Source organism: Microbispora sp. NBRC 16548 (genome assembly GCF_030268985.1).
GTDB lineage: Bacteria > Actinomycetota > Actinomycetes > Streptosporangiales > Streptosporangiaceae > Microbispora > Microbispora catharanthi.
Map to the genome: position 1 here is coordinate 116,955 of NZ_BSSF01000003.1, position 16,625 is coordinate 133,579.

General features: G+C 71.7%; 17 protein-coding genes and 2 pseudogenes. 10 read left to right on the top strand and 9 right to left on the bottom strand.

Going from position 1 to position 16,625, the window contains the following annotated elements; translation table 11 throughout:
• Nucleotides 1-107: 107 nt before the first annotated feature.
• Entirely contained in the window at nt 108-1,304 is a 1,197-nt protein-coding gene (locus QSK36_RS08370; RefSeq protein ID WP_285781935.1) for a coiled-coil domain-containing protein, read from the top strand.
• A gap of 37 nt (nt 1,305-1,341) precedes the next feature.
• On the opposite strand, the gene QSK36_RS08375 is transcribed toward QSK36_RS08370, so the two are convergent.
• The 3 genes from QSK36_RS08375 to QSK36_RS08385 all read right to left on the bottom strand — a co-directional run bounded on the left by QSK36_RS08375 (nt 1,342) and on the right by QSK36_RS08385 (nt 4,277).
• The gene (locus QSK36_RS08375; RefSeq protein WP_285781936.1) at nt 1,342-2,565 is read right to left on the bottom strand and encodes an NAD(P)/FAD-dependent oxidoreductase; all 1,224 of its coding nucleotides are present in this window, start codon (nt 2,563-2,565) and stop codon (nt 1,342-1,344) included.
• Nucleotides 2,566-2,657: 92 nt separating this feature from the next.
• Nucleotides 2,658-3,602 (bottom strand): RNA polymerase sigma-70 factor, encoded by a 945-nt coding sequence (locus QSK36_RS08380; RefSeq protein WP_183532353.1) that lies wholly within the window; start codon nt 3,600-3,602, stop codon nt 2,658-2,660.
• An 87-nt stretch (nt 3,603-3,689) separates the two neighbouring features.
• Nucleotides 3,690-4,277, bottom strand: a complete 588-nt coding sequence (locus QSK36_RS08385) for a TetR/AcrR family transcriptional regulator (protein WP_183532351.1) — start codon at nt 4,275-4,277, stop codon at nt 3,690-3,692.
• Between the two features lie 76 nt (nt 4,278-4,353).
• On the opposite strand from QSK36_RS08385, the gene QSK36_RS08390 reads away from it, so the two are divergent.
• Nucleotides 4,354-5,340, top strand: a complete 987-nt coding sequence (locus QSK36_RS08390; protein ID WP_183532349.1) for an alpha/beta hydrolase — start codon at nt 4,354-4,356, stop codon at nt 5,338-5,340.
• A 33-nt stretch (nt 5,341-5,373) separates the two neighbouring features.
• Here the strand turns inward: QSK36_RS08390 and QSK36_RS08395 are convergent, their stop codons facing one another.
• Entirely contained in the window at nt 5,374-6,573 is a 1,200-nt protein-coding gene (locus tag QSK36_RS08395) for a PAS domain-containing sensor histidine kinase (RefSeq protein WP_285781937.1), read from the bottom strand.
• 192 nt (nt 6,574-6,765) lie between these two features.
• Entirely contained in the window at nt 6,766-8,148 is a 1,383-nt protein-coding gene (locus QSK36_RS08400) for an MFS transporter (protein WP_285781938.1), read from the bottom strand.
• A gap of 122 nt (nt 8,149-8,270) precedes the next feature.
• On the opposite strand from QSK36_RS08400, the gene QSK36_RS08405 reads away from it, so the two are divergent.
• The 4 genes from QSK36_RS08405 to QSK36_RS08420 all read left to right on the top strand — a co-directional run bounded on the left by QSK36_RS08405 (nt 8,271) and on the right by QSK36_RS08420 (nt 10,520).
• Nucleotides 8,271-9,200 carry a LysR family transcriptional regulator gene (locus QSK36_RS08405; protein WP_285781939.1) on the top strand — a complete coding sequence of 310 codons (930 nt, stop codon included), beginning with the start codon at nt 8,271-8,273 and terminating at the stop codon, nt 9,198-9,200.
• 155 nt (nt 9,201-9,355) lie between these two features.
• Nucleotides 9,356-9,499: a hypothetical protein gene (locus tag QSK36_RS08410; protein ID WP_183532341.1), complete on the top strand. Its 144-nt coding sequence runs from the start codon at nt 9,356-9,358 to the stop codon at nt 9,497-9,499.
• On the top strand, nt 9,499-10,284 hold the full coding sequence (locus QSK36_RS08415; protein ID WP_285781940.1) for an SAF domain-containing protein: 786 nt from the start codon (nt 9,499-9,501) through the stop codon (nt 10,282-10,284). Before QSK36_RS08410 ends, QSK36_RS08415 begins: the two co-directional genes overlap by 1 nt.
• Nucleotides 10,281-10,520 carry a hypothetical protein gene (locus tag QSK36_RS08420; RefSeq protein ID WP_183532337.1) on the top strand — a complete coding sequence of 80 codons (240 nt, stop codon included), beginning with the start codon at nt 10,281-10,283 and terminating at the stop codon, nt 10,518-10,520. Before QSK36_RS08415 ends, QSK36_RS08420 begins: the two co-directional genes overlap by 4 nt.
• Before the next feature lie 155 nt (nt 10,521-10,675).
• Here QSK36_RS08420 and QSK36_RS08425 read toward each other — a convergent pair whose 3' ends face one another.
• Nucleotides 10,676-11,113, bottom strand: coding sequence for a winged helix-turn-helix transcriptional regulator (locus tag QSK36_RS08425; protein WP_183532335.1), 438 nt, complete (start codon nt 11,111-11,113; stop codon nt 10,676-10,678).
• A gap of 61 nt (nt 11,114-11,174) precedes the next feature.
• Here QSK36_RS08425 and QSK36_RS08430 point away from each other — a divergent pair, with 61 nt between their 5' ends.
• Nucleotides 11,175-12,035, top strand: coding sequence for an alpha/beta fold hydrolase (locus QSK36_RS08430; RefSeq protein WP_285782300.1), 861 nt, complete (start codon nt 11,175-11,177; stop codon nt 12,033-12,035).
• 57 nt (nt 12,036-12,092) lie between these two features.
• Nucleotides 12,093-12,983, top strand: a complete 891-nt coding sequence (locus QSK36_RS08435; protein ID WP_285781941.1) for an alpha/beta hydrolase — start codon at nt 12,093-12,095, stop codon at nt 12,981-12,983.
• A 60-nt stretch (nt 12,984-13,043) separates the two neighbouring features.
• On the opposite strand, the gene QSK36_RS08440 is transcribed toward QSK36_RS08435, so the two are convergent.
• Complete coding sequence (locus tag QSK36_RS08440) at nt 13,044-14,123, bottom strand: amidohydrolase family protein (RefSeq protein ID WP_285781942.1); 1,080 nt, start codon at nt 14,121-14,123, stop codon at nt 13,044-13,046.
• A gap of 112 nt (nt 14,124-14,235) precedes the next feature.
• Between QSK36_RS08440 and QSK36_RS08445 the strand changes: the two genes are divergently transcribed.
• Entirely contained in the window at nt 14,236-14,814 is a 579-nt protein-coding gene (locus QSK36_RS08445) for a TetR/AcrR family transcriptional regulator (protein ID WP_182900993.1), read from the top strand.
• Between the two features lie 291 nt (nt 14,815-15,105).
• A pseudogene (locus tag QSK36_RS08450) lies at nt 15,106-15,708 on the top strand (IS256 family transposase); the annotation flags it as partial.
• 8 nt (nt 15,709-15,716) lie between these two features.
• Here QSK36_RS08450 and QSK36_RS08455 read toward each other — a convergent pair.
• Nucleotides 15,717-15,974: pseudogene (locus QSK36_RS08455) on the bottom strand (transposase); the annotation flags it as partial.
• Between the two features lie 228 nt (nt 15,975-16,202).
• Nucleotides 16,203-16,451, bottom strand: coding sequence for a hypothetical protein (locus tag QSK36_RS08460; RefSeq protein ID WP_183532323.1), 249 nt, complete (start codon nt 16,449-16,451; stop codon nt 16,203-16,205).
• Nucleotides 16,452-16,625: the final 174 nt, after the last annotated feature.

Below are 16,625 nucleotides of genomic sequence, written 5' to 3' on the forward strand. Positions count from 1 at the left end.
CGAGAATTACCCATCTCCCAAGTGATCCGAGCGATGTCGGCGCGCAACAGATGTCCTTTTCTGTTTTCTATTTCCAGAAATCCGGAAATTCGCTACGCTGGGCCGCCGTGACGACCTCCGTGACCATCACTGCGTGCAAGCACTGCGGCGCGCCCATCGAGCAGCCGGTCCGGCGGGGCAGGCCGCGGGAGTACTGCCCGGACGGCGACTGCCAGGCGGCGGCCAAGAGGGAGCGGGAGCTTCGCCGCGCCACACCGGGCCTGGAGGGCGCACTGGCGCGCGTGGAAGACCTGTACGAACGCATGGAGAAAGGCCTGGCGGCGGCGATCGAGCCGCTGGCGCAGGTGCTCGCCCAGGAGCTGAGCCCGGCGGGAGTCGAGGCGAAACTGAGCGCGATCCAGGCCGAGGCGCACACGAGCGTCGCCATCGCCCGCGCCGAGCGCGAGCAGGCGCTGGAGCAGGTGCGGCTGGCCCGCGAGGCCGCAGAGGAGGCCCGGCGGGAGGCGGAGGAGGCCCGTCGCCGGATGGAGGAGGCCTACACCGAGCGGGACACCGCCTTCGCCGACGCGGAGACCGCCCGCGAGCAGGCCCTGGCCGCGCTGCGGGAGGCGGCGAGCACGGAACGCCGGGCCAGGCAGGAGGCCGACCAGGCCGGCCGCCGGGCCGAGACCGCCGAGGCCGCCCGCGAGCAGGCCGTACGCGAACTGGCCGACCGGGTGGACCAGGCCGCGGCCGAGGTCCGCCTGGCCCGGGAGCAGGCGGAGCAGGCCGTTCAGGAACGCGACGAGGCGCGGGCCGACGCGCGGGCGGCGCGGGCGGAGGCGGAGCTGGCCCGCCGCGCGCATCGCGAGGCCGAGCAGTCCAGCGCCGCCGCGCTGGCCCGTGCCCAGGCGGCCGAGGCCGAACGCGACCGCGCGGTCGCGCGGGCGGAGGCCGAACGCGACCGGGCCGTGGCGCAGGCCCACGACGAGCGTGACCGGGTGCTGGCCAGGGCCGAGGCGGCGGAGGCGGCCCGCGAGCAGGCCGTCGCGGAGGCCGCCCGGCTGCGCGCGGAGGCGGCGCAGGCCGAGGCGCGCGCCGGCGCGGCTGACACGGAGGCCGCCCGGGCGGAGCAGGACGCCCGCGCCGCCACGGCGGAGCGGGAGCGGATCCAGGCGGAGCTGTCGTTGGAACGGGCCCGGCTGGCCGACCTGCGCGCGCAGCTCGACGTGGCCCGGGCCGAGGCGGCCCAGCTGCGCGAACGCGCGGTCGCCGCCGAGCTGCGGCTGCGCCAGGAGGCTCCCGAGCCCCCGCCCGGGCCGTGACGACGCTCCGTCGTCTCCTCCACCCGCCTGCTTCGCTCTACGCCGGCGCCTTCACGGCCGAGCCCGCCGCGGCCGGCTTCCGCGTGACGCGGCGGCGCCGGGTGGGCAGCCCGAGCGTCGGGTTGGCGACGCTCCAGGCGGCGCCCTTGCAGATCAGCTCCTTGTAGACGGCGGCCAGCCGTCCGGTCAGGACCGCCCGCACGGCCCGGTCGTCGGCGGTGACGTACTGGATCAAGCCCTCCTTCCGGCCAAGGGAGATGCACTGGTTGAAGTAGCGGATCGGCGCGTTCGGGAGCTTCCCGCCGGTCAGGCGCGCCGCGATCGCCCCGGCGGCCTGCCAGGCGGCCGGGGTTCCCGAGGCGCACGACATGCGCAGCGGCTTGTTCCCGGGGCCCATCGCCATGGCCGCGTCGCCGATGGCGTACACGTCCGGGTGGGAGACCGAGCGCATGGTCCCGTCGACCACGATCTGGCCGGTGCCGGTGACCTCCAGGCTGGTGGCCTTGGCGATCGGGTGGACCGCGAAGCCGGTGGCCCACACGGTGACCGCGGCGGGGACGGCCGTGCCGTCGGCGGTGAGCACGCGGTCGGCTTCGACGCCGGTGACGGTGGTGTGCTCGTGCACGGTGATCTTCAGCCTGCCGAAGACCTTCCGGAGGTGCTCACGGCCCTTGGGCGACAGCCAGTCGCCGAGATCGCCGCCGGCGGCGAGTGCGACATCGAGGTCCGGGCGGGCCTCGGCGATCTCGGTCGCGGCCTCCACGCCGGTGAGGCCGCCGCCGACGACGACCACGGTCTGCCCGGCGTCGAGGCGGGCCAGGCGCTCGCGCAGCCGCAGTGCTCCGGGACGGCCGGCGATCTCATAGGCGTGCTCGGCTGCCCCGGGGACGTCCTGGGCGTTCCAGCCGCTGCCGAGGGCGTAGACGAGCGTGTCATAGGCGAGTTCTTCGGTGCCGGACCCGGGTGCGGTCACGCCGGCGCCGTTCGCGTCGGTGATGGTGACGGTCTTGCGGTCGACGTCGACGCCGGTGACCTTCGCGAGCCTCAGCTCGACGCCGGTGCCCGCGAACATCTCGCTGAACGGCCGGTGCTTGAGGTCCTGACCGGTCGCCAGCTGGTGCATGCGGACGCGTTCGACGAAGTCGGGCTCGGCGTTGACGAGGGTGATGGCGACGTCATCGCGGCGGAGCCGCTTGGCCAGGCGCCCGGCGGCGATCGCTCCGGTGTATCCGCCTCCGAGGACGATGATGCGGTGCTGCATGCCCTTGCTCCTGTCTTGCGCGATTTGCCACCTGAACCGGGCGGCGCGCCGTTTCCTGACACGAACGCGGTGTGAAGCACCTCACACAGCGATCAGAAAGCCGTGAACAGGGGCTCCCCGTGGTCGGTGACCGCCCACTGCTCGGTCGCGCGTTCGAGCTTGTCGGGGTTGACCTGGTTGCGGAACGCGGCGATGCCCTCGGCGGTGACCTCCAGGCACATGACGCCGACGACCCGGCCGTCCACGACGGCCACGACGGCGGGGTCGCCGTTGGCGGTCCAGATGTAGACTTCGGGCGCGCCGCCGACCATGGCGCGCTTGACCTCGGCCGGTTTGAACAGGCCCCGCAGGAACTTCGCGACCGCGACGGCGCCCTGGAACGCCTTGGCGCGGGCCGGGACCTTCCCGCCGCCGTCGCCGATCGCGACGGCGTCCTCGGTGAGCAGGCGCACGAGCGGCTCGATCCGGCCGCTGGTGGCGGCCGCCAGGAACTCCTCGACGATGCGCCGGGTGACGACCTCGTCGATCTCGGTGCGGGCCTTGCCGTCCGCGACGTGCTTCTTGGCGCGGTGGAAGATCTGCTGGCTGGCGGCCTCGGTGATGTCGAGGATCTCGGCGATCTCCCGGTGCGGGTAGTCGAAGGCCTCCCGCAGCACGTACACCGCCCGCTCGTTGGGGGACAGGCGCTCCATGAGGGTGAGGACCGCGTACGAGACCGATTCGCGCTGCTCGGCGGTGTCGGCCGGGCCGAGCATCGGGTCCCCGGCGAGCAGCGGCTCGGGAAGCCACTGGCCCACATAGGTCTCGCGGCGCGCCCGAGCGGAGGTGAGCTGGTTGAGGCACAGGTTGGTGAGGACCTTCGTCAGCCAGGCCTCGGGGACCTCGATGCGGTCGACATCGACGGCCTGCCAGCGCAGGAACGTCTCCTGCACGGCGTCCTCGGCCTCACCGGCAGAGCCGAGGAGGCGGTAGGCGATGGCCTCCAGGCGCGGCCGAGAGGCCTCGAACCGGTCGACGTCGTACGCGGTCAAGGGCATGACCCGATCCTAGATCGGGCGGCGTGCACCGCCGCCGTCGCATCCGCGTCCCGCAGTTGTTCGCCGTACGCGTCGTGAGCAGGCCGGTCATCGGGTCTCGGCTTTATCGGCGCCGTCGGCGAAGTGCCGCAGAACCATGTCGACCAGTGCGGTGACGTCGGCGTCGGCCATCGGCGAGCCGGTCATGCCCATCCGGTGAAGCAGGGTTCCGACGACGACGTCGATGAAGAACAGGACCCGGTTCTCCGGCTCGCCGAGCGCGTCCTGCAACTGGAGCCGGTACGGGTCCTGGAACCGCGCGGACAAGATCTCGCGCAGGGGCGGATCGCTGACGGCGTCGCTGAACACGCCGGCGAACGCGTCGCCGATGCCGGGCTCGCCGATCTTCGCCGCGATCCAGCGGATGGTCGAGGACATCAGCTCCGCCTGGCTGGTGCCCTCCAGCGGCACCGGGCCGAGCGCGTCAAGCAGGCAGTCCACGATCAGCTCGCCCTTCGACGGCCAGCGACGGTAGATCGTCGTCTTCGCGACGCCGGCCCTGGCGGCGATGCGGTCGACGGTGGCACGCGCGTAGCCGAGCTCGTGGACCGTGCTCAGGGTCGCGGCGAAGACCACAGCGTTGACGCCGGACCGCGGGCGACCGGGTGGTCTGGCTGATGCGGTCCCTCGAGTCATGACCACACGATAACCTATTTCGCTACCATAGGTATCGATACTCGCGGTAGCGAAACTATCGGGCTGAGGAGGAGACATGAACGAGGTCACCGATGCGGAACGGCCGCCGATGGGCATCCGGCTGCTGCATGCCCTGCAGAAGGAACCGGACTGGCCGGCGATGACGGCCGAGGAGCTGGCCGCCTTGCGCGAGGCGGTGAACCGCAAGCGGGCGTCCCCTCTGGCACGGCTGATCAGCGGGTTCCCGGATCGGGACGCCACGATCCAGTGGCAGGAGGTGGCGCTGCCCGGCCGCGGGCTCAAGGTCCGGGTCTACCGGCCCTCACCCGGCCGGGCCGGCGTACGCGACGACCTGCCGCTCGTGCTCCACGTGCACGGAGGCGGATTCGTGGGCACGGCGGTGCAGAGCGACTGGGTGAACAGCCACCTCGCCGCGCGACTGCCCGCGGTCGTCGTCTCGGTCGAGCACCGCCTCCTCGACCATGACACTCCGCTGTCGGCGGCCGTCGACGACGCCTGGGACGTGCTCCGGCACGTCGTGCAGAACGCCCCGCAGTGGGGGATCGACCCGGCGCGGACCGCCGTCTTCGGTGAGAGCACCGGCGCGATGGTCACGGCCCTGGCCGCGATCCGGGCCAGAGAGTGCGGCCTGCTCCTACGGGCGCAGGTGCTGGTCAACGCCGCTGTCGACCTGACGCCGACGGGGTTCGAGCACGCCTCGATGAGCCGCCACGCCGACAGCCCGACCCTCAGCACGCCGCAGATTCGGCTGTTCCAGCGGCTCGCTGTTCCGCCGGGAACCGATCCTCGTGCGCTGTCGCCCGTGTACGCCGACGACCTGAGCGGGCTGGCCCCGGCGCTCGTGGTGGTGCCGACCCTCGACCCGGTAGCCGATCACGGCCGCTGTTACGCCGAACGACTGCGAGCGGCCGGGACGCCCGCGCGGTTCACCGAGTATCCCGGAGCGACGCACGCGTTCCTCAGCATGCCGAGGCTGGTGCCGCAGGCGAGGGCCGCGCGAGCGGAGATCGTCGAGTTCCTCCGGGAGGCCCTCGCCGGATGACGGACCCGCTGGAGGCCCCTCGCACGTGCATTCTCAGGGGCATCGCTCGGTGGCGAGGGGGAGACGCAGGACGAAGCGGGCTCCACAGTGGTGTTCCGCGGCGTACAGCCGGCCGCCGTGCTCCTGGGCGATCTCCCGGGCGATGGACAGGCCGAGCCCGGACCCGCCGGGATCCAGTGCGCGGGCCTCCTCCCGCCGGTAGCGGCGCTCGAAGACGCGTTCGCGGTCCTCCGGAGGGATGCCGGGGCCGTCGTCGATGACTTCGAGGACGGCGTCGGGAGGGTCGGCGGCGACCACGACCTCGATCGTGGTGTGGGTGTGCCGCTCGGCGTTGGTCAGCAGATTGCCCAGCAGGCGGGCCAGGCGGATCGCCGAGGCGCGTACGTGCACATCCGGGTCGAGGCGGGTGAGGACGGCGGCGCACGGGGTGCGGCGGTCCAGTTCCTCGCTGACGAACTCGGCGAGGGCGATCAGGTGCTCGCCCTCGTGCGTCTCGCTGTCGAGGCGGGCGAGGTCGAGCAGGTCGGCCACGATGTCGTTGAGCCGTTCCGCGTCGCGCAGCAGCTTGCGCAAGATCCGCTGCAGGTCGATGCCGGGTTCGGACAGCGCGACCTCGAGCTCGGTGAGCAGGCCCGTGATGGGGTTGCGCAGGTCGTGGGAGGCGTCGTTGACCAGCCGCCGCTGCCGTTCGATGGCCTCGCGCAGGGCGGAGGTCGTCTCGCGCTGCTCCCGGTGCGCCCGCCTGAGCTGGTCGTTGAGAGTCTGCAGTTGCAGGGCCAGGGAATCCTGCTCGCCTGCCGCACCTGTGCGCCGCAGCGCGCGGACGAAGTCGGTGACCTCCTCGCTGCTGAGGACGATCCACCGGACCTCGCCGTGCGGGCCGAGCACGGGCGTGTTCACCGTGCTCCAATACCGCTCCTCGAACACCCCGGGCCGGCCTGGTGCCTCGATGTCGTACCTCTGCAGGGGCATGAAGTCGCGGCGGCAGGTGGTCAGCACATGTTCCAAGGAGATCCGCAGTATCCGCGCCCCCTGCTGCTCGGCGTCCTGCGGTCCCGCGGGATTGGGCGGGAAGACGTCGAACAGGTTGCGGCCCAGCATGTCCCCCGCGCTGCGCCCGGCCAGTTTGAGACAGGCGTCGTTGGCGGCGATCACGACGAAATCGGCGGTCAGCAGCATCGACGGGGCCTGGCCGGCCCTGAACACCGCCTCATAGTCGATCTCTGGCCTCATGACCACGGTGCCCTTCTCGCACCCCGTCTTCCAGCCCCCGCAGTCGGCATGACTCCCGGCCGTCCGTCCCTCGGCCGTGCCCTCTCCCATTCCCGCGAGGTCGCGGGTCAACGGGGTACGCCCCTGAAGGGGCCACGCAAAAAGAGATGAACGCGCCCGAAACCATCACCACGAGCGCCCATCGGCGGCGTCTCACCCGGCCGGGCGCCGGGCCGGCCGGGCGATGGCGACGGCCGCCGCGGCGCAGACCACGGCCGGCACGACCAGCGCGTACGCCGCGCCACGGTGTCCCTGATCGGGAACGCCGACGGTCACGAACGCGCCCGTCACGGCGACGCCGATCGTGGCGCCGCACTGCCGGGCCGCGTTGAGCAGCCCACCCGCCACCCCGGCGGTGCCTTCGGGAGCCGCGGTCACGACCAGGGTCGCCAGGGCGGGCAGCGCGAACGACACACCGAAGCCGGTGGCCACCAGCCCGGCCAGCAGGAACGGATAGGAGGCGCCCGCCCAGACGGCCGCGCCGAACGCGACGCCGCCGGCCGCGAGCAGGCCGAGCCCTGCCAGCACCGGCGGCCGCGGCCCGGACCTGGCGACGATCCTGCCGGTCAGCAGCGGATTGACGGCGAAGGGCAGCGTCATGGGCAGGAGCGCCGCCCCGATCTGCCCCGGCGTCAGGCCCAGCGCCTGCTGGAAGAGCAGCGGCAGCACGAACAGCACCCCGCTCATCGCGAAGTTGACCGCCGCCCCCGCCAGCAGCGCGCCGGGGACGCCGGGTGTCCGCAGCACGGCGGGCGCCAGGACCGGCGCGTGGCCGCGCCGCTCGCGTACGGCGAAGGCGCACACCGCCACAGCCGTGGCGCCCGCCGACCAGGCGGCGTGGACCAAGAAGTGGGCGCCGAGCGCGATCAGCGTGTCGGTCAGCAGCGCCACCGCCGCGCAGGCCAGGATCTGGGCGGCCCAGTCGATACGCCGGTCGCCGCGCGGGCAGCGTATGGCCGGTCCGGCCGTTAGCGCGAGGGTGACAGCGGCGAGCGGGGCGTTGATCAGGAAGATCGCCCGCCAGCCCGCCAGGTCGGTCAGCGCCCCGCCGGCCACCGGACCGGCCACGAGCGCGGCGCCGCTTGTCGCCGCCCAGACGGCGACCGCCCTGGCCCGCTCGGCGGGCACCGGATACAGCCGGGCGATCATCGCCATCGACGCGGGGACGCAGCCCGCCGCGGCCAGGCCGAGCAGCGCCCGCAGGCCGACGAGCGCCCACAGCGACGGCGCGAACGCGCTCAGCAGGCTGCCGAGGCCGAAGGCGGCGACGGCCACCCGGAACATGCGGTGCGCGCCGTACCGGTCGGCCACCGACCCGGCCGTCAGCAGCGCGGCGCCGAACACGAGGGTGTAGCCGGTCACGGTCCACTGCAGCCCAGCGACACCCGCGCCGCCGAAGGACCGGGCGAGGTCGGGCTCGGCGACCGACAGGACGGTGGTGTCGAGCAGCACCATGAAATAACCGAGCGCGATCCCGGCCAGCGCGCGGGCCCGGGCGGGTGCCGCCGGGGGAGCGGCGGAAACAGTCGACGTCACGAGGATCTCCAGGAGGTAGACAACCTGGGGGTCACTGTGGCGTCGGCCGGCGTAGGGCTCCACCGCCCAAGCCGCAGGCGGCGTTCGGAATAACCGAATGCTCCGGGCCCGTTCGGTGCGGCATGGAACTGCGGCAGTTGCGCACCTTCGAGGCGGTCGTGGCACATCGGACGGTCACCGACGCCGCCGTCGCCCTGGATCTCGCGCCGTCGTCGGTGTCGGAGCAGATCAGGACGCTGGAACGGGGCCTCGGAGTCGCCCTGTTCGAGCGGGGTCCCCGGGGGATGCGCCTCACCGCGGCGGGCGAGCGCCTGCGCGGCTGGGCGCGCCGTCTGCTGGACCAGGCCGACCAGGCCCGGCGCGACGTCGTGGAGGCCCGCCCGGTGCTGCGGCTCGGCGCATTGGAGACGATCGCCGCCGTGCACGTGCCCGCGGTCCTGGCCCGGCTGGCCGAGCGCCGTCCCGACCTCGTGGTGGAGGTGCGGTCGGACGGCGCCCGCGACCGTCTCCTGGACGCGGTCGCCGCCGCGGACCTCGACGCGGCGCTGCTGCTCGACACCGGGAGCGATCTGGGCGGGCTTGGCTTCGGCGCGCCGGCCGCGCCGCTGGCCTTCCTCGACCTCGATCCCGTGCCGCTCGCGCTTGTCGCCGCGCCGGACCATCCGCTGGCCGCCGCGTCCCGGCTGCGTAAGGAGGACCTGTACGGCCAGCGGCTGCTGGTCAACGTGCCCGCCTGCTCGTTCTGGCTGGCGGGGGAGCGCCTGCTGGGCGACCGGGTGGAGCGGGTGCGGGCGGGCGGCGTACCCGTCATGCGGGCGTGGGCCGAGCGCGGCCTCGGGATCACGCTGCTGCCGTGGTTCGCGGTCGCCGATCGGGTCGCCGCCGGAGCCCTCGCCCGGCTCGCGTTCGACGTCCCCGGCCTGAGCCTGCGCCTGGTGTGGAGGGCCGACCGCGAGGCCCTCCCCGGCATGCGCGAGATCCTGTACGCGAGCGCCGCCTCCGATGCGGTCGGCCTCCCTTCGCCCGCCGATCACGGCGCCGCGCGGCGGTGAGTCAGGCCGCCCCGGTGAGATCCGCGCGATTTCAGGAGCGAGACGGGCTCGTATCCGGGGTTGAACCACGAGAATGGGATCGGACCCGGCGTTGTCCTCGCGCACCGGCCAGACGCTGCACGATCCCGCGCTGATCGCCGTCGGCGCGAAGATCGATGTGTTTCTCCAGCCTCACGGCCCTTCCCCTGCCGCGGCGGCTCCGGTCGCCGGTCTTCCTGGTCGTCGTGGTCTTCATCGGGGCGGGCGTGCTGGCCAGGCCGTACGCCTACACGAGCTCGACCGACGCAGCCCGGTGCTGATGGTCGCCCGGGACGTCCCGATCGGCCAAGTGATCAACGCCGACGACCTGGCCTCGGTGCAGATCTCGGCGGATCCCCGGATCGCCACCGTCCCGGCGGAGCGCCTGGCGTCGACGGTCGGACGGGTCGCGGCCGCCGACCTGGCGGCCGGCACGCTCCTGGCGGAGACCCAGACGACAGACGCGATGACGCCGGGGCCCGGCCAGCAGCTGGTGCCGCTCGCGCTCAAGCCGGGTCAGCTTCCGGCCAGGGGCCTGCGTGCCGGCGACCGCGTCCTGGTCGCCGCCGAACTGACCGACCCCGGCCAGGAGACCAGGGCCGTGGTGAAGGGCCTTCCCGCCGTCGTCGACCGGGTGGGGGAGGCCGACCCCGACGGGGTGCGGGTCGTCGACCTGCTGGTCGGCCTCGTGGCGGGTTCATCGCGCGTGAGGCCATGGGCGGCCACATCGCCCTCATCCTCACCTCCCGGAGGGACACCCCGTGACCGGGCGAGGTTTCGTCGTGTGGTGGTCGCGCTTCTGCCGGTACGGCTCGCGCGGGCCGGTCGTCGGTGCTCCGGTGTTCGCCGTGCCGCTGTCGTCTGGCCGGGGGGTGGGCGGATGGCGCTGATCGCGGTCGCGTCTCCCGGTGGGGCGCACGGGGTCACCACGGTGTGCCTGGCTGCCGCGTTCACTTGGCCCGACCCGGTGCTGCTCGCCGAATGCGACCCCTCGGTGGCGGCGTCTTGCCGGGCTACTTCGCCGGGCGGCAGCCGTACCGGACTGGGGTGGCCGAGGTGGCCATGACGGCGGCGCGTGACCTGGAGGCGGCGCGGGCGCAGCTGGCCGAGGAGGCCGTCGCGCTGGACGGGCAGGCCCGGCGGAGGCTGCTGCTGCCTGGGGTGGCCGACGACACCTGGGGCGAGGTGACCGGCACCTTGGTCCCGCCAAGGTCCCGCAAGATCCCGAACGGAACCGTGCCACCGGAGATGACCGCCATCCAGGTGACAGAAATCCCAGAACCGAGCGAGCCGTACGAGTAAGCCGACCGATGATCAGGAGTGCGGCCCGGCATCGTTGCAGCGATCCTCTTGTTCGAAGCGTGGTAGCGCGCGAAACGACGGCAGTTTCACCTGCCTTTCGAGATCCATGCCAGTACCACCGCAGTTGGGAGGAGTCCTTCGTCGGCTCGCGGCTGTCAGCCGTGGCCGTCCGGGCGGTCGGCGGCGTCGAACGTGTCGCAGTTGTGCTGGATCAGGGGCATGTACTGCTCAGCCCAGGCTCGCAGACTTCGCAGCGGTGCGACGAGCGTGGTGCCCAGGTTGGTCAGACGGTAGTACACCCGTGGAGGCTTGCTCGCCTCGACACGACGAGCGACAAGTCCGTCTCGCTCCAGCGCCCTGAGGGTCTGCGCCAGCATCTTCTGCGACACGCCGGTCATTTCACGCTTCAACTCGGTGAACCGCAGCTCGCCCTCGGCGGCGGCAAGCGATAGCACCGCCATGGTCGTCCATCGCGACCCCACTCGGTCGAGCAGGAGCCTTGTCGGGCACAGGGGATCGAATAGGTTCCCCTGCCGCGAGGCGGTCACCACGAGGTCACCTGGTGTCGGGAAAGTGCCGTCTTCCCCGTTCATTGAAGGTCTCCTACGGTTACCACGTTCCCAAGCGTAACCAAGGAGGGTACTCGTGCGCCAGATGACTCTTTCTCCTCACCTTCCCGGCGCGACCGTGCACCGGATACCGATCGACGGGGTCGAACTCGCCGTGGAGACTCTCGGGCAGGGGCCGGCTGTGCTGCTGCTGCACGGCTTCCCGCACACCCGCGCTATCTGGCGCGATGTCGCACCCCGGCTGGCCGCGGCAGGTTTCCGGGCCGTCGCGCCGGACCTGCACGGGCTGGGCGACAGCACACCCGCCGTCCGCGGCTACCAGGCATCCGCGATCGCCACGGACCTGCTCCGAATGTTGGACGTCCTCGGTGACCGCGAGGCACACATCGTCGGCACCGATCTAGGTGTCACTCCGGCATTCGCCCTGGCAGCATCGTCACCTGAGCGCGTAACCAGTCTGACCCTGTCCGAAGGGTTGATCGGATTTCTGCCCGGCGCCGAGGCCTTCCTACGGCAGGGGCCGCCGTGGTGGTTCGGCTTCCACCAGGCGCCCGGTGGTCTAGCCGAGGACGTTCTGGAGAACTCGGCGGAGCGCTACGTCCGCTTCTTTCTCTCCGCTGGCAGTCGCCGAGGTGTGCCGGCAGACCTTACACGGGTGATCGTCGAGGCCTATCGGGGCAGACCGAGTCTCGGCAATGCCTTCGACCACTACCGCGCGGTGCCGGCCACCGCGGAATGGATCGGGAACTGGGCGCAGGACCACCGACTGACGACGCCGACCCTCGCCATCGGCGGTGGCGCGATCGGCGCGGCCACCGCCCGCCAGCTCGAACCGATCACCGGCTGCCTCACCCAGCACCTGCTTGAGGACTGCGGTCACATCACCCCGATCGACCAGCCGGACGCCTTCGCCGATCTTTTCATCGAGCACGCCCGGGCCGTCTGAGCTGAACGTCAAGACCCGTACGGAACAAAGCCGACCAACCCACAGCAAGGAGCAGATATGAGCCGCGAGCAGCGAGAGGCCATCCGGCAGTTGCGCGCGTCGTCCCCCCTCGATCTCGGCGGTGCGGTCCACGAACAGCGCGCCCTGTTCGAGCAGCTGTTGTCCCACCATCCTGTCCCTGAGGACGTCATCGTCACCGAAGCCCACTACGACACGATCCCTGGCCTTCTGGTCGAACTCGCGGAAGAGCCCTGCGCCGGCACCGTCCTGTACTTCCACGGCGGGGCGTATATCCTCGGGTCGGCGCGCAGCTCGCTGGGGATCGTCGCAGACCTCGCCCGCAGGTCACAGACACGGGTGATCACCATCGACTACCGCTTGGCACCCGATCATCCCGCCCCTGCCGCCACCGAGGACGCGGTACGCGCTTATCGCGCCCTGATCGCCTCCGGCGTCGATCCGCAACAGGTGGTGGTCGCCGGCGAGTCGGCCGGCGGCGGGGTAGCGCTCGACCTCCTGGCGGCGCTTTCCGCCGCCGACGAGCCGATGCCCGCCGCGGCGTTGCTGTTCTCGCCATGGGTTGACCTCACCCTCAGCGGCGATTCGATGACGGTCAGGGCCGAGGCGGACTTCATCGTGAACCGCGCCGCCCTCGAACGCCGCGTGCGTGACTACCTCGGCGACGCATCCTCGGCGGAACAGCGCAGCCCGCTGTTCGCGGACCTGCACGGTCTGCCACCCACGTTGATCCAGGTCGGCACTGACGAGGTGCTGCTGGACGACTCCACCCGGCTCGCGGCAAGGCTCGTGGCGGCCGACGTGTCGGTGACGCTGGACGTCAGCGCGCACGCGACACACGTCTTCCAGTCATTCGCCGCCTCGTGGGACGAGGCCGACGCGGCGATGACCCGCGCGGCCGCATTCGTCCGCACGATGGTGAAGCCGTGAGCGGCAAGCCACCTCGATCTGCTCGACGCCGCCGCGGGTACGGGAACCTCCGCTCGCGTCTCAGGCCTTGCGAGCGGTGGCCGGAGTGACGGGGCGACCGGCGCACCAGGCGGCGCGGATGTCGCGGGTGGCCGTGATGTCCCGGGTTGGGTCGCCGTTGACCAGCAACAGGTCGGCCCGCATGCCCGGCCGGACGGCGCCCCGGTCGGTCAGGCCGAAGGCGCGGGCGGGCAGCACGGTCGCCGAGCGCAGGATCTCCACCGGCGTCATTCCGGCCCGCGCCATCAGCTCGAATTCGTGATGCAGGCTCTCGCCGTGGGGCATGGGCAGCGGCGCGGACGGCTCGGCGTTCGCGTCCGTCCCTGCGAGGATCTCAACACCGGCCCGGTGCAGACGGCCGACGTCGCCCAGCACCTCCTCCAGGTGGTCGGCCCGCCCAGGCGGCGGGCCGGAGGTCATGAAGGCGGTGAGCAAAGCCTCCATCATGGTGATCGTCGGGATGGACCTCTGGCCGGCGCTCCTCATCGCGGCCACGTCGTGCGCCCGGATCCCGCTGGCGATCGGCGTGTGCGTGACGAACTCCGCTCCCGACTCCACGGCCATCGTGTAGGCGCCCGGAGTGGCGGCGTGCACGATCGTCTTGAGCCCGTACTCGCGCGCCGCCTCCACCAGCGCGCGCAGCGCGTCCGCGGGCGGCCCGCCCTCGCCGGGGGCCTCGGCGACGCCCTTGATGTAGTCGACACCCTCCGCCGCCCGCGCCTCGACGTGCCGCCGGGCATCGGCTGCCGTCAGGATGACGGCTTCCGGCGGCATTCCCGGCATGCGGGCGTGGTGGCCGCCCGGCCCGATCGCGGGCAGTCCGGCAGTACGGAAGTCGGCCGCTCCCTCGGTCTCGCGCAGCGAGGCCACCCGCTCGGCCGGCCAGCAGGCCATGTCGAGTCCGGTCGTCACCCCCCAGGCGGCCAGGGCGGCCAGGTTCCCGGGGGCGTGCAGGTGGACATGCGCGTCGATCAGCCCGGGCAGCAGCGCTGCCCCCGCCGCGTCGATCTCCTCCGCGCCTGCGGGATCGTCGCCGATCAGCGCACCGTCGATGACGACGGTACGGGGCTCGCCGAGCCGCTTGCCATCGAAGACCCGCACATTGCGCAAGGCTGTCCTGCCGTCAGTGGACATGGGCCACCTACCTCAAATAAGGAACAACTTTGTTCACTAACGGAGGCTAGCACGGCGAAGTGCGTGATATATCCGTCCTATGAGTCCCACCCGCCGCCGCGGAGACGCCCTCACCACCGCGATCTTCCAGGCCGTCCTGAGCGAACTGGCCGGGAGCAGCTTCGAGGAGCTGACGTTCGACAAGATCGCCTCCGCGGCCGGGACCGGGAAAGCGGCCTTGTACCGGCGCTGGTCCACCCCGGCCGAACTCGTCCTCGCCGCGCTGAGCGACCCCGCGACCGGCTTCGGCGACCCGCCGGCACCGCCCGGCACGGGCACACTGCGCGATGACCTGATCGCCCTGCTCGAGCACCTCGTACGGGCACTCGACGAGCCGCGCGGCCGCGCACTGCTCCCGCTCATCGCCCACCGCCACCGCCACCCCGAGCTGTTCGAGCAGGTCCACCGGCTGGTGATCCGCCCGCACCAGGAAGTACTGCTGTCCGTCCTGCGCCAGGCGGTCGAACGCGGCGAAGCCTCACCCCGCAGCCTCACCCCGCGCATTGTCTCAGTCGGGCCACGCCTGATCCTCCTCCAGGCATGGGAAGGCGGTCTCGTGGACTCCGGCGAGATCGCCTCCACCGTCGATGAGGTGCTCATTCCGCTGGTCAGGCCATGACCCGCTGGCCGGCATCCCGCAGGGCGGCAGCGCGAGACGAAAGGTGCACGTTGTGGGTGGATCACACCTCCACGAAACTCGGCGCGGTTCACCGGGCTGCTCGTAGAACGCTGCCGACCAGAAAACAACCCCATCCGGCATCACGACGGAACCGTCAGCGTCCCTACAAGGGTTGCGTCCACGGGAGTGGTGTAAGAGTTTCCGCTGGTAGAGGCGTGGCGTCGTGAAATGAGGACGGCCATCGCGTGATCCTTCGTGATTGTGAAGTCAAGATCGAAGGAGAACAAAGCGATGGCCGTGAACGACAGTGTGGACCCTGCCGCGTGGCTGGCGGAGCAGATCCAGGCGCAGGATCCGGATCTGTTGCGATCCATGGTGAAGACCATGGCCGAGGCGTTGATGTCGGCCCAGGCCGACAGCTTGTGCGGCGCCTCGTATGGCGAGCGCAGCAGCGAGCGGACCAACTCCCGCAACGGTTACCGCAAGCGGGAGTGGGACACCCGGGCCGGCACCGTCGAGCTGGCCGTCCCGAAACTGCGGCAGGGCTCCTACTTCCCCGACTGGCTGCTGGAACGCCGCCGGCGGGCCGAGCAAGCCCTGGTCAGCGTCGTGGCCACCTCCTACCTGCTGGGTGTGTCGACGCGTCGGGTGGACAAGCTGGTCGAGCAGCTGGGGATCGGCGGCATCTCCAAGAGCCAGGTCTCGGCTATGGCCAAGGTGCTGGATGAGCAGGTGGAGGCTTTCCGCACCCGGGCGTTGGACGGCGGCCCCTACACCTTCGTGTGGCTGGACGCCCTCACCCAGAAGGTCCGTGAGGGCGGGCGGACGGTCAACGTGCATGCCCTGGTCGCCACCGCGGTCAACGCCAACGGCCAGCGGGAGATCCTCGGTGTGTCGCCGCAGATCACGCGGAGGCGTGCTTTGGCCAGGACGTCCAGACCTATGTAGCGGCGGGCTTCGGTCCACTCGTCGGTCTGTTCGGCGAGTACGGCGCCGACGAGCCGGATGATGGCGGCGCGGTCAGGGAAGATGCCCACGACGTCGGTGCGGCGGCGGATCTCCTTGTTCAGCCGCTCTTGGGGGTTGTTGGACCAGATCTGCTTCCAGATCTCCCGGGGGAACTGGGCGAAGGCCAGCAGGTCCTCGCGTGTGTCGGTAAGGCTGCTGCCACCAGGTACACGCGGTCGCATCGGGCCTGGTCAGCGGTTCCCCCTGCCGACCGGGCAGACTCGGCAAGGTGGCTGCGCCATCCGGTATCGCCATGGCTGCCACCTGTACTGACGCGATCGCGTGTACCTGGTGAGGTGAGTCTTACCGACACCCCGAACACGAGCGGCCCGGCGCGCAGGTCGCGGCCCGTTTCCTCAGGGCCATGCGGACGGCCCTGGTCAGTTCACGTACGCCCACAGGTCGTAGGTGGGGTTCCAGGGGTCGTTCTGCGGCTGATGCGTGCTGCACCACCAGGTGCCCCACTGGCCGTTCTGGTAGCCCGACTGTCCCCACGAGATGCACAGCGAGTAGGGCAGGCTGGAGTAGACGCGCTGGAGGGTCGAGGCGCTCGCGGGGGCGGCCGAGGCCACGGCCGGAACGACGACGGCCGTGGCGAGGATCAGCAGGGCTGCGAGTCGGTGACGCACGTGATCTCCTCTGAAGAAGGTCGTGATCAGACACTCGCATTGCACGTTGCGGAGGAACGCCTGGCAACCCCCCGCGCGCCGGCGGCCGGCATGCAGCGCCGATGCCGGACGCCGTGGCACGCGACGTGTAACTTTCACCCGGCGGAGCCCGCGGAGACCGGCCTGCCCGCCCCG

Bases quoted from the DNA above. Each gene is read 5' to 3' on its own strand.
- QSK36_RS08375 (WP_285781936.1), bottom strand. From the start codon at position 2,565: ATGCAGCACCGCATCATCGTCCTCGGAGGCGGATACACCGGAGCGATC.
- QSK36_RS08380 (WP_183532353.1), bottom strand. From the start codon at position 3,602: ATGCCCTTGACCGCGTACGACGTCGACCGGTTCGAGGCCTCTCGGCCG.
- QSK36_RS08385 (WP_183532351.1), bottom strand. From the start codon at position 4,277: ATGACTCGAGGGACCGCATCAGCCAGACCACCCGGTCGCCCGCGGTCC.
- QSK36_RS08390 (WP_183532349.1), top strand. From the start codon at position 4,354: ATGAACGAGGTCACCGATGCGGAACGGCCGCCGATGGGCATCCGGCTG.
- QSK36_RS08395 (WP_285781937.1), bottom strand. From the start codon at position 6,573: ATGAGGCCAGAGATCGACTATGAGGCGGTGTTCAGGGCCGGCCAGGCC.
- QSK36_RS08405 (WP_285781939.1), top strand. From the start codon at position 8,271: ATGGAACTGCGGCAGTTGCGCACCTTCGAGGCGGTCGTGGCACATCGG.
- QSK36_RS08410 (WP_183532341.1), top strand. From the start codon at position 9,356: ATGTGTTTCTCCAGCCTCACGGCCCTTCCCCTGCCGCGGCGGCTCCGG.
- QSK36_RS08415 (WP_285781940.1), top strand. From the start codon at position 9,499: ATGGTCGCCCGGGACGTCCCGATCGGCCAAGTGATCAACGCCGACGAC.
- QSK36_RS08420 (WP_183532337.1), top strand. From the start codon at position 10,281: ATGACGGCGGCGCGTGACCTGGAGGCGGCGCGGGCGCAGCTGGCCGAG.
- QSK36_RS08425 (WP_183532335.1), bottom strand. From the start codon at position 11,113: ATGAACGGGGAAGACGGCACTTTCCCGACACCAGGTGACCTCGTGGTG.
- QSK36_RS08430 (WP_285782300.1), top strand. From the start codon at position 11,175: ATGACTCTTTCTCCTCACCTTCCCGGCGCGACCGTGCACCGGATACCG.
- QSK36_RS08435 (WP_285781941.1), top strand. From the start codon at position 12,093: ATGAGCCGCGAGCAGCGAGAGGCCATCCGGCAGTTGCGCGCGTCGTCC.
- QSK36_RS08445 (WP_182900993.1), top strand. From the start codon at position 14,236: ATGAGTCCCACCCGCCGCCGCGGAGACGCCCTCACCACCGCGATCTTC.